This is a genomic window from Cupriavidus sp. 01L45 (assembly GCF_056399885.1).
This window is the reverse complement of record NZ_JBFTSG010000003.1, coordinates 177,295-191,876: the sequence shown is the minus strand read 5'-3', so window position 1 is coordinate 191,876 and position 14,582 is coordinate 177,295. Positions and strand designations below refer to the sequence as shown.

Below are 14,582 nucleotides of genomic sequence, written 5' to 3'. Positions count from 1 at the left end.
TTCACGCGTGGATCCCGTTATTGATCGGCGCCGGCGAGCGGCCCCGCAGGGGCGGGGCCATGAGCGCCGTTGTCATAGGCGGCGCTAGCGCCGGTCCTTGCTCAGGCCCCATATCAGCGACACCATGAACAGCACGATGAAGATGAGGAAGACAATTTTGGCGAACGCGGCCGCCCAGGCGGAAATGCCGCCAAAGCCGAACAAGGCGGCAATCACGGCGATGACGAAGAAAACCACGGCGTAGCGCAACATGATGCGACTCCAATGCAGCCATCTCCCGTCTTGTTATCCGCTCCAAGGTTCATGATACCGCCCATCGCACGCTTTGCCCAAGCCGCCCGCGGCTCGGTTTTGGCCCGATCCCGGCACCAGCAGCTAGACTGAAAGACGGGCAAGGCGCCATTTCGCCGCGCGCGCACGGCGTCACCGGACCGTTGAGCGCCATCCCCAACGTGCAAGCACCGTCCTCCAGCACGCAACCCTTTGACAGTCGGAAGGAGGCACCATGAACAGAAGGACTATCCACCGCCTCGGGACCGCCGTCTTCCTGGCGCTCGGCCTGCTCGCCGCCGCTGGTTGCGAACGCAGCCAGCCGGGCCCCAAGCCGATCTCCAGCGGACCCGCGCAACACGCCGGCGGCACAGCGCAGGGTCTGCCAGGCGCGCCAGCCTGAGCGCATCGCCAGCTTCGCAACCGCGCAGGGCAGGCCAGCGTGGCCGGTGCGGCCTGCGTGGCACCCATGCTCCTGCAAGCTCAGGGCGTACCCGTTTCTGCGTAGGGACCATCGCACCCCGCGGACGGCGTTGCGCGTGGCAAACGGGGGTTGCGGGGCACAAAAGCGGCCGGCAGCAAAGGCAGGCGGGCGCGCCAGCCACCGCCGGCCTTGTTTCAGCAATGTAACCGGCGCCCGCCCGCCCGTCGGGGCACACATGGCGCGGCGTCTGGCCTGATCCATCATGGCTGGGCGGTAGATCGGCAATAGCTTACAACCGGCTTCACTGCCAACAGCGTGTTTCAGTGCTGCAACCAAAATGTCCCCCCTTTTGCGGGGAACTTACACACGATCTGGCAACCCACCCGCAAACCCTTGCCAGCGCTGGATCCCAGGGTATTGGCACGCTTGTCGCTCTACTCCGCAGAGGGAGATATAAAAAAATGACGCGACGAGTCCTACAACGCGGGAGTGAGTTCTGCCATGCGTCAGCCGCCTGCGCGAATGACGGCACGAAGGCGCTCGTATCGACTGGCGCGGCCTGCGCCCTCGGTCTTGCAGCTTTTGTCGCCGCCTTTGCTTCCTTCTCCGCGAGTGCAGATCCAGGCGATATCGTCGTTCTGCGCAGCGTCGAGCCGCACATTGCCTATCGCGGCATTCCGCAGGGGGACATGCCGGTAGCAGCCGCTGTCGAGCCGTTTCCGTCCGCCCGTTTCCAGCAATCCACAGCCGCCGTGGTGAGCGACCTGACCGACAGCGATCTCGCTGCCGCGGTGGGCCGCAGCACCGGCGGCACCGCCGTGTCCGGCACCAGCCAGTCTGCCACCGGGCGGCTGGTCGTGGTATCCAGCCAGATCGAGGGCCTGGCCAACGGCAGTGGCGCTGGAGGCGTCTCGGGCGGCATCGCCGGCCAGATCGCGCAAGCTACCGGCAACATGAGCGGCGCCCTGATGCGCGGGCTGGCGCCGCTCGCGGTGGGAGGCCGGCCATGACCCTTACCCACGCTGCCGTTCTGGCCAGCCTTTTACTGGCCAGCCTCCCATCCCACGCCCAGGGCACCGACACCGACAGCGCGCGCATCGATACGGGCGCGCTCGCCGGCGTTGCCGGGCGTGCCGCCGTTAACCTGGCCGCCGGCAGCGGCAATGCGCAAAGCAACCAGGCTGCCATCGCGGACATTGGCAGCGCTACGGTGCAGTCGCGCCAGCACGCTGGCGCGTCCGTGCCCGCGGGCGGCGCCGTGAGCCAGATCGGCAACGGCGCATTCGCCAATGGCAGCGGACTGCTGAGCGCCAACGTGGCCAGCGGCAACGGCAACCTGCAAAGCAACGCGGCAGTGCTGGCGCCGGCCGCCAGCGTAAGGATCGAAGCCATCTCCGACGGCCTGCTCGCCGCGGAATCGGCCGGAGGGAGTCGCCCGGGTTCAGCGGGCCACGCAGCGGGACCCCGCGAGGCAGTCATCCAGCCGGATGCCTACCGCAACGCGACGGGCCTGGTGCAGCTGAACCAGACGGCAGGATCGGGGAATGTCTCGTCCAACGTTTTTGTGCTCCGTCCCCCGGCGGGCACTTTTTTCTAAGCAGGGAAGGAGAAAATCATGAAAACGAAAATCCTCGCCATCGCAGCGATAACCGCGCTTTCCACCAGCGCGTTTGCGGGCGGCTTCAGCTATTTCGATCGGCCGGACGATGCCGATATCTTCAACCAGACCGCCATCAGCAACGACATCTACGTCCGTGGCTTCGGCTTTGCCTGGGGCGACATCCGCTTCAAGTCCGAGTCGGGCGCGGTGGTCAACAGCCAGCAGAGCGCGCGCGACAATAACGTGCGTATCGGCCCGTCCAGCAATAGCGCATCCGGCGGCGGCAACGCGCTGTTCAATGCGCAGGGCAATATCGGCGTGAACATTTCCGCAGGCGCGGGTAATGGCCAATCCAACCAGGCCGCGCTGGCCAGCATCGATGCGTCGGACGTGTTCGCCTCGGCGCAGGTTTTCTCCAGCCAGAAGACCGGGGATAACGGCGTGCATATGGTCGGCGCGGCGAACAGCGCCAGCATGGGCGACAACATGCTGGCCGGGGCCAAGGGCAATGTCGGTGTGAACATCGCTGCCGGCGCCGGCAACCTGCAGAGCAATTCGCTGGCCGCCTCGGTCAATACGGGCAGCGGCAACAGCGGTGGCCGCAACGGTGCGCCAGTCGGCGTGCTGGCCAAGGCGACCGCCTCAAACGACCAGACGACTTACGGCAACGATCTGTCCATGTGCGGCTGCCGGCCGAGCAACGCTGCCACGCTCAGTGGCAGCGCCCTGGTCAACGCAGTCGGCAATATCGGCGTCAACATCGCCGCCGGCGCCGGCAACGTGCAGAGCAACGGGCTCGCGATTTCCACCGCGGCCCATTGAAGCAGGATAAACGCGGCAGGAGAGCCGGGTACCGGGGGGTACCGGCTCATCCCGCCCAACGGGGGGATGTGTCATGCGCGCGCTATTCCGCATGGCCGGGGCATGCGTACTGCTAGCAGCGGCACTCGGCGCTCACGGTCAGAGCACGATGACAATCGACATCGACGGCCAGCCGATGCTCAGGAAGCCTGTCAAGAGCATGCTCGAGATGCGCTACCAGAACATGATGCGCCAGCAACTTGACTTCAGTTGTGGTGCGGCCGCGGTGGGTACGCTGCTTCGCTACGGCTATGGCTTTGACCTGGCGGAGCCCAGGATCGTCGAGGACATGCTGCGCATCGCCGACGCCGACACCGTGGTCAAGAACGGCTTCTCCATGCTCGACATGCGCAACTACGTGGAGACGCTCGGCCTGCGCGGACGAGGTTTCCGGGTCGACTACAGCGCCCTGCGGCAACTCAAGATCCCGGTCATCACCCTGCTCGACGTCAACGGTTACCTGCATTTCGTGGTGGTGCGCAAGGCAATAGACGGGCGCGTGTTTGTCGCCGACCCTGCGCTGGGGAACCGCATCATCAAGGAGGAGGACTTCGCGGCCAACTGGAACGGCCTGGTGTTCGCCATCGTCGGCCGGCCGTTCGACCCGAACTCGCCGCTGCTCAACATCACCGCGCCTGCCTTGCGCGAGCGGACCAACGCCGCGCTGGCCGGCGGCATGGTGCCCGCAGCGCTGGACTTTGGCCTGATCCGGATGGATTACTTCTGACATGGACGCCGCGCTTCGCCTCCTCTGCCTGAGCTGCTCGGCCAGCGTGGCGCTGACCGCATCGGCCGCCGCCCGCGCCTCTGCCGTGACGGACGACTTGAGCGAGGTGGTTGCCTCGCCGGTCATGGCAGAGCTCGTCGGTGACGACGAACTGGCGGCCGTGCGCGGCAAATACATGGGTGCGAGCCTGGTCAGCGGCTTCGTGGTGGAGATGGTCTCGCGCTGGCAGAACGACACGGCGATCGCGACGGCGAGCGCGCGCGTGGCGGCCGCCAACCTGGCCGCCGCCAGGGCGGTTTCCCAGGCCACCGCCAGCCTGTCGGCGCAGGTGCAGAGCCTGGCGCCTGGCAACGTGCAGGGCAATGGCGGCGTGGCCAGCTCCGCAGTGCAGGTGGCGGGCGTGGGCCAGGTCACGCAGATCGCGGGCGACGCCAACTCAGCCAGCAACGTCAGTACCATCACGACGCAGACCGCGCCCATCCAGGCGGCGACGGGCAACAGCAACCCGGCACCGCAAGTAGCTCAGGGCAACGGCATCACTGCCAGCGCCACGATCGCTGCTGGCGGTGGCGTCTCGGTGGCCATTCAATCGGCCGCGGGCAGCGCCACGCAGAATGCGCAGACCGGCAGCCTGATGCAGACCGCGCGCATCACCGGCGACGCGCAGCAAGTGCTCAACCTCACCAACATCACGCTGCAGGTGCAGCAACTGTCAAGCCGGCAACTGACCCAAACCAGCATGCGGGACGCACTAGCGGCGATGGCGACGATGCGACGATAATCCACCATGCAAGGGCTGGCGCACCCGCATCGCGCCCATTCAGATTTCCGGGGGGAAAGATGAAGAACGAATTCGCTCTGTTGGGTACCCTGGCGGGTACCCTGATCTCCACTGGCGCGTGGGCCCAGGTCAGCGTCCAGCCCAGCACAGACGAGCGGATCGAACGGCTGACGAATCTGGTCGAGCAACAGCAAAAGACCATCAAGGCTCTCGAGCAGCGCCTGAACGACCTGGAAATGGTCGGGGCGCGCGGACGAGGGGTGGCAGGGGGAACGGGGAGCAGTGCCGAGGGGAACGCTGGTGGTGCCATGACCGCCGCCGGTGTTCCCTCATTGGCACAAGAGGCCAGCCCTGCCACACCTGGCGCGACAGCCGCAGCCACCGCGACTTCCGGCAGCGATACCCCTGTAGTGGGTTCGGATGCGCGCGAAACCCAGCAGCAGGCACGCGTGCAGAGCAAGGATCTGGTCTACCAGAGCGAGCACGCGCCGCTATTCGAGCGGCGCCTGACCATCGACAGCGGTTTCATCTATAGCTACTACGACCGGCGCGCGCTGTCGCTGTCCGGCTTCCTGGCACTGGATGCCATCTTCCTCGGCACCATCAATCTCAACCAGACCAAGTCGTACACGCTCACCTACGACACCATCGCGCGCTATGGTCTCTCCGACCGCTTTTCGATGGATTTCGACCTGCCGCTCATCTACCGCAATACCAATTTCCTCTCCGGCGGTGCGGGCGGCTCCGCCTCGAACCTGTCCGACGCGACGCTCAGCACGGCAGCGCCGGGCGACATCAGCATGGGGTTGTATTATCAGTTCCTGCGTGAGAGCGGCGCGGCACCCGACGTCGTCGGCAGCATCCGCGTACGCGCACCCACCGGGCGCTCGCCGTTCGGCATCAAGCTGGTTCCGGCGGACCCCAACAACAACAATCTCAATATCGCCGACCAGTTGCCCACGGGCAACGGCGTATGGGCCGTTACCGCCGGCCTGTCGCTGCTCAAGACCTACGACCCGGTGGTGCTGTTCGTGAATGCCAGCTACACCTACAACATCAAGCGCTCGGTGAGCGATATTTCCTCGGTGCAGGGACAGGTCACGCCGGCCGACGTCAAGCTGGGCGACACGTTCGGCTTTGGCGGCGGCCTCGCGCTCGCGCTAAACGACCGCACGTCGATGTCGCTGGCCTTCAATGCCTCCATTTCGGGCAGCACGCAGGTCACCACCGCCGGCGTTACGCAGACCGTGATCGGCAGCCGATCCAATGTGGCCACCATGACCTTCGGCTTGAATCACGTGATTACCAAAGGCTGGTCGGTGAGCGCCGCGATCGGCCTCGGGCTGACACCCGACGCGGCGAACTACACAGTGACGCTGCGCTTCCCTTATACGTTCTGAATCGGGTAGGTCGCTCCCGTCCCCTCCCCCAAAAAAAAGGCGGGCCGCAGCCCGCTTCCGTCCTGTATGCCGCTTCTGCGGCGATGTGTTGTTAGTCGCCGGCGCCGGGGCGCGCTTCGATACGGATATTGTGCTTGTGCATCAGCCGGTATAGCGTGACCCGCGAGACGTTGAGTTCGCGCGCGGCCGGCACCACATGGAAGCCGTGACTTGCCATCACGGTACGGATCGCCTCACGCTCAGCCTCTTCGCGGATCGCATCCAGGGTCTTGCGCGGTGAGTCGCTGCCACCGTGCAGCTGCAGGTCCTCCGCGGTGATCTTGCGGTTATCGGTCATCACGATGGCGCGCCGTACCCGGTTGATCAGTTCGCGTACATTGCCGGGCCACTCATATTGCATCATGGCCTGGGTGGAGCACGGCGAAAATCCGCGAATGCGCCGGTGCGCCTCGTGGCCATGTTCGGCGAGTACCGAGTTGGCCAGTAGCAGGATGTCCTCGCCGCGTTCGCGCAATGGCGGGATCGACAGGGTCAGCACACATAGCCGGTGGAACAGGTCGGCGCGGAAGCGACCGTCCGACTGGGCCGCCACCAGGTCCACGTGTGTCGCCGAGATGATGCGCAAATCCAGCGGGATCGACTGGTGCCCGCCTAGCCGGGTGATAGTGCCTTGCTGCAAGAAGCGCAGCAGGGCTACCTGGCTTTCCAGGGGCAGGTCGCCAATCTCGTCGAGGAACAGGGTACCGCCCTGCGCCTGCTCGATCCAGCCTATCTTGCGCTGGTTGGCGCCGGTGAACGCGCCCTTCTCGTAGCCGAACAATTCGGACTGCACCAGGTGCGGCGGGATTGCGCCGCAATTGATCGCCACGAACGGACCTTTGCGGCGGCTCGAGGCTTCATGGATGGCTTGCGCCGCCAGCTCCTTGCCGGTGCCGGACTCGCCGGAGATAAATACGGGCGCCTCGTTGTGCGCCACCTTGGCTAGCGAGCGGAACATGGAACGCATGGCCGCGCACTCGCCGATCATCGGTCCGTGGCCGATCAGTTCGTGGCTGCGGGCGCCATGCAGGCAGGCCATGCCGTGCGCGTGCTTGAGCGTGTAGAGCAGTTCGCTGAACGAGAACGGCGTGCGCACGTAGTCCACGCAGTAGTCGCGTATCAAGCGCCGCACGCGTTCGTCTTCCAGCATGCGCGACGACGTGATCGCCACCCACATCACGTGCAGGTATTGCAGGCTTTGTTCGAGCTGCATCAGGTCGGCATCGCTGTATTCGCTCTCGAGATCGAGCACGCCAGCCATCGGCGCGCTGCCCCGTACGACCCGGCTCAGATCCCGGATCTGCTGAATATGGCGAATCTCCCAGCCGGAGCCGAACTGGGCCGGGTCAAATCCATAGGGTTCGTGGCGCGATACGACCAGCACCTGTGCGGTGCGTGTCGCCGCCTTGCACAGTCGGTCCATAACGTTCTCCCTGACATTGAGCACTTTGACTATTCCAGCTTCCGCCACGGCCGCGCTCTGATGCGGGCTCTGTTTGCGGCCAAGCTGAGTCGGTTGGGGAGGCTCCCCCACGCGCAACGTCGGCATTACGATTTGGACTGGCTGCGGGACTGCTCGCCGAGAATGGCGGTGTGGTCGCCCCCGGCCTGGAGCTGCTCGCGAATACGCCGGCGCACCTCGTCTTTCTCGCGCGTCAGCTCGCTGCGCGGTGCCTCCAGCGACTGGCCCGAGTAACGGCAATAGAGCGCCTTGTAGGTCAGTTGGCTAAGGATCCATTCCTGCAGCAACTCACGCTGGCGGGACAGTTCGCTTTCGAGCGAGCGTTGCCGCTGCAGCAATTGCTCGATCGCTGCCCGCACATGGGGCGGGAGCGTCTCGTCCTGGCTCAGGAATGCGTCGACGGTACTGGCGGCAGGATCGCCCCGCTCGCTGATGCGGCTTCGGCGCGGTGCCTCGGCTGCGGCTTCTCCCAAAGCCAACCAGGCACGGTGAATGGACAGGCTGGCGGACTCGCTGATGGGCCCCATGGCGGGTCGCCGGATTTCTCCTGCGGTCATGATGTGATCCCCGTTGAACAACACCCCCGGCACTACACGTTCGCGATTACCACTTATGTTTGATCTTATTGTTTGCTTTTCTAATCGGGCGGGCGTGTATCCGCGCGCTCCTTTCGTGGTGGCGAAGCCATCTGGACGATGGTCTGATCGTTCAGTCCTTGCCGTCTGTGTGCGGTGGACTTGTTTCTGTCTAAATTTTCAGGCCTGACTACACTGCGCCAGCGGCGCGACCCCGGAGTGCCGGAGTCAAGAAGGGGCGCCCTTAAAGCGCCCCGCTATCTGCCACGCCTCTAGTTCAGTGCATTTGGGCCTGTTTGTCCAGCCCTCAGTATGGGCACTCAGCCGAATATCATCCTTTCGTATGAGCCACATGACCACGATCATCTGCCTTGCGAGGTAATTAGCCACTTACTTTTTGTGTAAAAAGAACGACAGTTCGGGAGCCTGGCAAGCCCCGGGCACGTTTCGGCGGGTGCGCAGAAACGGGTACGCCCCAGCGATCCCGGAGGCGGCAATGCGCTCCGCGGGCGACGCAGAAACGGGTACGCGCGTCGCCGCGGGCCAATCGCGGTTGCGGGCTCAATGCCCCGGCAAGTGATAGAACTTGAAGACAAAGACAGCGGCGATGATCCACACCAGGACCGGGACCGTGCGGGCCTGCCCTGTCAACAATTTGAGCCCCGCATAGGTAATGAAGCCAAAAGCCACGCCCTTTGCCACCGAATAGGTGAAAGGCATGCCAGGCGCGGTCAGCATGGCGGGTACCACCTCGGTCGCATCGCTCCAGTCCAGGTCCACCAGCTCGCGCAACATCAGGCGAGACACGTAGAACTGCGCCGGCGCCGTGGCATTGCCGGGCACGGTGCCCGCGAGCGGAGCGATGAACCGGCTGGCGAGAAAGAGCGTCGCCACCGTGACCGCGGTAAGCCCGATCCATCCACCTGCCTGCACGCCTGATGCGCTTTCGATATAGGCGGTGGTGGACGACGAGGTGCCGAGAAAATATCCCGGCATGATCGCCGTGCTATCGGCCATCAGTGCCTTGTTAAGCCGGTCCATCTTGCCCGCCTTTAGCAAGCCGGCGCGATTGGCCACGCCCATCAGGGTGCCGGTGGCGTCGAACAACTCCGCCAGGAAGAACACCAGCACCACATTGATGATGCCGATCGACAGGGCGGCGGAGATATCGAGCCTGAGCAGGGTCGGCGCAATGGAGGGCCATGGAACGTGTTGTCGCCGACTACGAAGCTAAGGATGGTGGTAAGCAGGATGCCGATCAGGATCGCGCCTTTGACCTTAAGGTGATCGCGTGCCAGGATCACGAAGAAGCCGGCGGTGTAGGCCATGGTCAGGAACGTGGTTGGCCCGGCCAGCAACTCGATGCGCGCGTCGGTCGGTGCTCGCTTAACTTGAACAAGCGCTCCACCTGCGAAACTCCGGCGGCACCTGCGGGTAGACTGGTTTGCTGGCGGGTTCCTGCCCGGGCTACTGACGCTGCGCATGTGCGGCCAAGCGTACTGTCTAGCAATTTCTTCCCCCCGGCACCGCTGCCGGCCAATAGGCATCATCTGAAAAATGTGATGATCCCACGACGATCGGCAGTGGATCCGGGCAGGCATCCAGAATCACCCTACCTTGACGCTGACGCTAATCCGCCGTATAAACCCCGCTAGATTCAAGCGACGAGGCAACAGCACATTCGTTAGCCACCGTCATGGTACTTCCGTTGTCCATGGTGTCCTTTCCTTGAGTTGCTTTGCTCGGATACGCGTGAGCTATCCGTTTCTTTTAAATTTTTCCCAGGAAAAGCAATACCATGCAAACCGGTATCGTTAAATGGTTCAACGACGCCAAGGGCTTCGGTTTCATCAAGCCGGACGCTGGCGGTGACGATCTCTTCGCGCACTTCTCTGAAATCCGCTCGGAAGGTTTCAAGTCGCTGCAGGAAAACCAACGTGTGTCGTTCGAAGTCAAGAACGGCCCGAAGGGCCTGCAAGCCGCGAACATCACGCCGCTGTAAGCAATAGACTGGCACCCCGCCCTGGGGTGCGCCCAGTCAGGAAAACCCCGCCTCTCGAGGCGGGGTTTTTTTTCGCCCGCGCGTACTGCGTGCGCGGCGGATCAGTCAGGCATGGCCCTCCACCCACTCGGCACGCTACGGCGGACCGCCAACCGTGCGGCATCCATGCCGGCAGCGCAGCGCACTGGCGGCCCCAAGCAGTGCCATTGCGCCGCCGCCTGCCGGCCCAAATCAGCCCCATTGGCGAAAACGCTCCCGGCAACGCACGCAGAAATGGGTACGCTTGCCTGCGGCGGGGCTAAAGAGAACTCCCGGACCCCCAAATCACTCCGCAGAAATGGGTACGCCCAAGGCGCATTGAGCACCCGCGGCCATTCCCGATGGCCAGAAACCACGCAGAAATGGGTACGCCTCATCATTCGGGCGCTTCGCGTCGGCAACTAAGCGGCGTTTGCCGGCTGTGACGCAGCAAGTCATCACGCAGAAACGGGTACGCCCTGCGCCAGATCTGCCCTCCACGCCCCCAAGGCTGGGCGAATACCTCTCCGCAAGCGGCGCGGTGATGCAACGCCGCAACGCAGAAACGGGTACGCCCCCTCATTTTTTGGGCCAGGCCAATCACTAGTGCAAGCGCGCCCGTCGCGCAGAAACGGGTACGGAGCGCGGCTTTCGGGCACCGTGACGCAGTTGCCCCCCTCGCGCAGAGCCCCCGCGTCACCTGGCGCCACGCCAATTCCTTGCCGCGGCGAGGAAATCCGTGCTCCCCCGCAGAAATGGGTACACCCCAGACGCGACGACGGTGTTCCTTCCGTCGCAGAAATGGGTACGCGCCCGTCAAGTCATCGCGCGCCGCCGGGGCACGCCACCATCCCCTCACCACCAACAGCACGCAGAAACGGGTACGCCACCGGAAAGCCTTTAATTTATTTATGATCCTTGAGTGCAAGTACTCGCTTTCAGTAAGAAGCTTGTGTATAATGGAAAGGAGAACCAGCTTGCGGGAAATAGTGGCAACGGATATACGCAGAAACGGGTACGCGGTGAGCGGAAACCTGGCTTGTTGGGCCCGCAGAAACGGGTACGCCAAGCACTGTGAAGCAACGGAATCCACGATTCGCAGAATTGGGTACGCCGCAGAAATGGGTACGTTTTGAGTGCGCCAGGGCGCCGAACCTCGGATTTCAAATAGCTCCACGCAGAATTGGGTACGGAAATGGAACGGCAAGCACCCTTGTTACGCAGAATTGGGTACGGGCGCGATGAAAAAGGGCTGTGGCGGGATGGGCGGCGTACCCGTTTCTGCGGGGATAACTAGTCCGCAAACCGGATCCCAACGGCATACGTGACGAAAAGCGCCCTTGATGCGCAGAAACGGGTACGCTTTTGGCTCGGGTGGCTGTGGAAAAGCCTGTGGGAACAGCGACTTATCCCCGCAGAAACCGGTTCGGGCTTTGCGCTGAAACGGGTTCGGTATACCGCAGAATCAGGTACAGCACTTCGCAGAATCGAGTACGGTTTCACGCAGAATCGGGTTCGGCGAGGCCATATTTCCGCTTAAGAATCAGAGCCTTGGGGGCTCCGTATACGGTTTACAAGTAGTTAACCCATACTCTTATCGTTTACCGGTAGCTGATGGGTTGCCGTCCGTGGACAACCCTCCGGGGTTGCCCACCGCCGGCAACCATGCGACCAGTCTGGAGACCCCCCCACCCCAAAACACGCGGCATTGCAGGAAATTCGTCTACTGAACCCGTTTCTGCGTGACAAGGCTGTTGGCTTCGCGTAAAAAGTCGGGTATTCCGAAGCACGCCAATATGCCGATCAAACGCAACCAGACCATCCTTGGGTCTCGCGGTCCCGCCGATGTGGACAGTGAGCCCTCCCGCATCATCGTTCCCGGCGACGAGAACAGTCTGGTTCCGTCCGAAAAATTCCAGCGGCTCTTTGACGAAGCCCAGGCCATGGAGCGTGAAGACGCCTGGCAAAGCGGCGAAGTCGGCTTTCTGAGCCGGGCCAGTGTGCAAGTCACCTTGCCTTATCGGGCGCCAAAGGGTGCTCCCCCTGTGTGGACGCGGACCAGCGGGAATATTTCGCTGATGATCCAGCCTGGCTATTTCACTCAGCAGCGTTCAGAAAAAGCGAGCAATGGTCGCCAGAAACTGGTATCCGAGACGGTGTCGCTCGGGTATCCCTACGGCTCCTATCCGCGCCTTATGCTTGCCTGGATCGGCAAGGAAATCATGGCCAAGAAAAAGCGAGGCGAGTTTACGGGAACCGTAGAGGACCGTCGCATCTCGCTTGGCAACTCCTTGTCCGAGTTCATGTATAACCTGGGCATTCCGATGGCCACAGGAGGTAAACGCGGCACCATGACCCTGGTGCGGCAACAGATGATCCGTCTGTTCTCCGCCACAATTGCGATCGTCCAGAACAAGTCAACGCCCAGCCAGAACCAAAACCAGAGCCACGAACCCCTTTCGATTGACCGTGTTGGCTACCTGCTGGCAGACCAGCTGTCGACGTGGTGGGATCCCATGCAGCCTGGCCAGGGGTCCATGTTCGAGAGTTTCGTGGTCTTGTCGGAGCCGTTTTTCAATGAACTGGTTAATCGGCCAGTTCCGGTGGATATGCGTGCGTTGAAAGCACTCAAGCAATCCCCGTTCGCGCTCGATGTTTACTCCTGGCTAACCTACCGCTTTTTCACGATCCAGCGCCGCACTGAGATCCCCTGGGAAGCCTTGCAGATGCAATTCGGCACGGAAACCGAGAGCGAGCGTAAATTCCGCGCACTGTTCCGCAAGGCGCTTAAGGATGTGCTGGTCGTCTATCCAGGCGCCAAGGTGGACGCCGATTCCTCCAAGGCGCTGATCCTGCAGCCTTCCCGGACGAGCGTTCGCAAGCTGGCCTGATCCTGGCCACACGTGGTGCGGAACCCGCGGGCTGATCCAGCCCGCGGGTTTTTTGTTACTGGAGGATATTGTGCCTGCGGACGAAGGGAGCGTCGTGTGGCTGTCCGCGGGTCTTGCCTGGCGGGCACTTCCGATGGGGGAGCCGTCGCGGAGACGGTGCCTAGGAACAGGCGGTCGGGGAGGCGTGGCCTTCCGGCTGTGTAAACACAAAAGGCAAGCGAAAACGCTTGCCTTTTGCTTTGCTGACCACGCATGGCCCGGGAGCCTCGCGTGATCGGCGATTTCGGCGTGATTCGTGAGATCAGGCCGGCTTGATGGCGGATGCCTGCAAGCCCTTCGGGCCCTGCTTTACTTCAAACGTGACGCGCTGACCATCCTTGAGCGTCTTGAAGCCCGAACCCTGGATTTCGGAGAAGTGCGCGAACAGATCCGCACCGCCGTCGTCCGGGGTAATGAAGCCAAAGCCCTTGGTCTCATTGAACCATTTGACCGTACCGGTTGCCATGTGAATTTCCTTTCGAAGCAAGTTCTTGTACACAACGCTAACAACGCTAACAACCGTTCAAGCACGCTAAGTTCTCGTAGTTACCGAACGGACGCCGACGAGGTGACACGACTTGACTCGACTGTAGCGGGCATCATAACCAGTTTGTCTAGTTGTGTCATGTGCGCCGAAAGACGCACTATCGATACTTTAGGCGTATTTCATGCCGCATTTCAAGTGGAAATCTTTCATTTCCATAAAGCGAAATGTTTCCACTAATTTTATATTTTAAATATAAATTCAAAAAACAGTTGAGCCAGCACGTCACTTTGACTAAAGTTGCGGCTAGAGTTAATCGCGCTTTCAGCGCTGAAAGAGAGGTCTTAGTGCCAGCAAAAATCATCACGGTCTTTAACCAGAAGGGCGGGTGCGGAAAGACCACGGTCAGCATGCATCTCGCGGGTACGCTCGGTTTGCGCGGCGCACGCTCGATGCTGGTAGACATGGACGAGCAGGGCACCGCGACGCGTTGGGCCGCGCAGGCGAGCGACGAGCGACCCTTTCCAGCGTCGGTAATCGGCCTGGCCCCGTCTGGGGGTGCCATGCATCGCGAGGTCAGGAAGTTTGTGCAGGACTACGATTACATCGTGGTGGACTGCCCCCCAGCCGTGCATTCGGCGGCTCCCTCAAGCGCCCTGTTGATCTCCGATCTGGCGATCATTCCCGTCGTTCCGTCTCCTCCCGATCTCTGGGCTGCCGTGGCGGCCAAGACGCTGGCCCAGCATGCGCAGGTCCAGAACGAGACGCTCCGCATCCGCGTGATGGCAAACATGGTCCAGCGGCGCGTTTCCATTGCACGCCAGGCGATTGAAATATTGGGCGACGATTCGGAGGTGCCCCTGATGCATTCCATGATCGGCTCACGTTCGGCTTTCCGCGAATGCCAGGCGATCGGGTGCACGGTGCATGGTGTGGCGGGCGCGCGCGAGTCCGTGCAGGAAGTCGACATGATGGTCGACGAAGTCTTGTCTTTGATTGAGCAATAGGT

Annotated in this window: 14 protein-coding genes and 1 pseudogene; 10 read left to right on the top strand and 5 right to left on the bottom strand. The window is 62.5% G+C overall.

From position 1 onward, the window contains the following. Positions 1-84: 84 nt before the first annotated feature. Positions 85-252 carry a DUF1328 domain-containing protein gene (locus AC1DT6_RS03315; RefSeq protein ID WP_045236439.1) on the bottom strand — a complete coding sequence of 56 codons (168 nt, stop codon included), beginning with the start codon at positions 250-252 and terminating at the stop codon, positions 85-87. Positions 253-505: 253 nt separating this feature from the next. Here AC1DT6_RS03315 and AC1DT6_RS03310 point away from each other — a divergent pair, with 253 nt between their 5' ends. From AC1DT6_RS03310 to AC1DT6_RS03280, 7 genes are all read left to right on the top strand, one after another. Further along, positions 506-673 carry a hypothetical protein gene (locus AC1DT6_RS03310; RefSeq protein ID WP_441626200.1) on the top strand — a complete coding sequence of 56 codons (168 nt, stop codon included), beginning with the start codon at positions 506-508 and terminating at the stop codon, positions 671-673. A 482-nt stretch (positions 674-1,155) separates the two neighbouring features. Next, the gene (locus AC1DT6_RS03305) at positions 1,156-1,704 is read left to right on the top strand and encodes a hypothetical protein (RefSeq protein WP_441626198.1); all 549 of its coding nucleotides are present in this window, start codon (positions 1,156-1,158) and stop codon (positions 1,702-1,704) included. Beyond that, positions 1,701-2,291 carry a hypothetical protein gene (locus AC1DT6_RS03300; protein ID WP_441626196.1) on the top strand — a complete coding sequence of 197 codons (591 nt, stop codon included), beginning with the start codon at positions 1,701-1,703 and terminating at the stop codon, positions 2,289-2,291. The genes AC1DT6_RS03305 and AC1DT6_RS03300 overlap by 4 nt, the downstream gene beginning before the upstream one ends. 18 nt (positions 2,292-2,309) lie before the next feature. Next, on the top strand, positions 2,310-3,116 hold the full coding sequence (locus tag AC1DT6_RS03295) for a hypothetical protein (RefSeq protein WP_441626194.1): 807 nt from the start codon (positions 2,310-2,312) through the stop codon (positions 3,114-3,116). Between the two features lie 73 nt (positions 3,117-3,189). After that, positions 3,190-3,882, top strand: a complete 693-nt coding sequence (locus AC1DT6_RS03290) for a C39 family peptidase (RefSeq protein WP_441626192.1) — start codon at positions 3,190-3,192, stop codon at positions 3,880-3,882. A gap of 1 nt (position 3,883) precedes the next feature. Then, complete coding sequence (locus AC1DT6_RS03285; RefSeq protein WP_441626190.1) at positions 3,884-4,663, top strand: hypothetical protein; 780 nt, start codon at positions 3,884-3,886, stop codon at positions 4,661-4,663. A gap of 59 nt (positions 4,664-4,722) precedes the next feature. Further along, positions 4,723-6,063 carry a transporter gene (locus AC1DT6_RS03280; protein ID WP_441626188.1) on the top strand — a complete coding sequence of 447 codons (1,341 nt, stop codon included), beginning with the start codon at positions 4,723-4,725 and terminating at the stop codon, positions 6,061-6,063. A gap of 91 nt (positions 6,064-6,154) precedes the next feature. On the opposite strand, the gene AC1DT6_RS03275 is transcribed toward AC1DT6_RS03280, so the two are convergent. The 3 genes and pseudogenes from AC1DT6_RS03275 to AC1DT6_RS03265 form a co-directional block, all read right to left on the bottom strand. Beyond that, a complete protein-coding gene (locus AC1DT6_RS03275; RefSeq protein WP_035875198.1) occupies positions 6,155-7,525 on the bottom strand; it encodes a sigma-54-dependent transcriptional regulator in 1,371 nt (456 codons plus the stop codon). 125 nt (positions 7,526-7,650) lie between these two features. Further along, on the bottom strand, positions 7,651-8,121 hold the full coding sequence (locus AC1DT6_RS03270; protein ID WP_441626184.1) for a hypothetical protein: 471 nt from the start codon (positions 8,119-8,121) through the stop codon (positions 7,651-7,653). 579 nt (positions 8,122-8,700) lie between these two features. Then, positions 8,701-9,455, bottom strand: a pseudogene (locus tag AC1DT6_RS03265) (solute carrier family 23 protein); the annotation flags it as partial. Between the two features lie 482 nt (positions 9,456-9,937). On the opposite strand from AC1DT6_RS03265, the gene AC1DT6_RS03260 reads away from it, so the two are divergent. Together AC1DT6_RS03260 and AC1DT6_RS03255 are read left to right on the top strand one after the other, a co-directional pair. After that, complete coding sequence (locus AC1DT6_RS03260) at positions 9,938-10,141, top strand: cold-shock protein (RefSeq protein WP_035875195.1); 204 nt, start codon at positions 9,938-9,940, stop codon at positions 10,139-10,141. Positions 10,142-11,955: 1,814 nt separating this feature from the next. Next, entirely contained in the window at positions 11,956-13,050 is a 1,095-nt protein-coding gene (locus AC1DT6_RS03255; protein WP_035875187.1) for a replication protein RepA, read from the top strand. Between the two features lie 301 nt (positions 13,051-13,351). On the opposite strand, the gene AC1DT6_RS03250 is transcribed toward AC1DT6_RS03255, so the two are convergent. Further along, positions 13,352-13,555, bottom strand: coding sequence for a cold-shock protein (locus AC1DT6_RS03250; protein ID WP_006159056.1), 204 nt, complete (start codon positions 13,553-13,555; stop codon positions 13,352-13,354). Positions 13,556-13,920: 365 nt separating this feature from the next. Between AC1DT6_RS03250 and AC1DT6_RS03245 the strand changes: the two genes are divergently transcribed. After that, positions 13,921-14,580, top strand: coding sequence for an AAA family ATPase (locus AC1DT6_RS03245; RefSeq protein WP_035875292.1), 660 nt, complete (start codon positions 13,921-13,923; stop codon positions 14,578-14,580). Positions 14,581-14,582 lie beyond the last annotated feature (2 nt).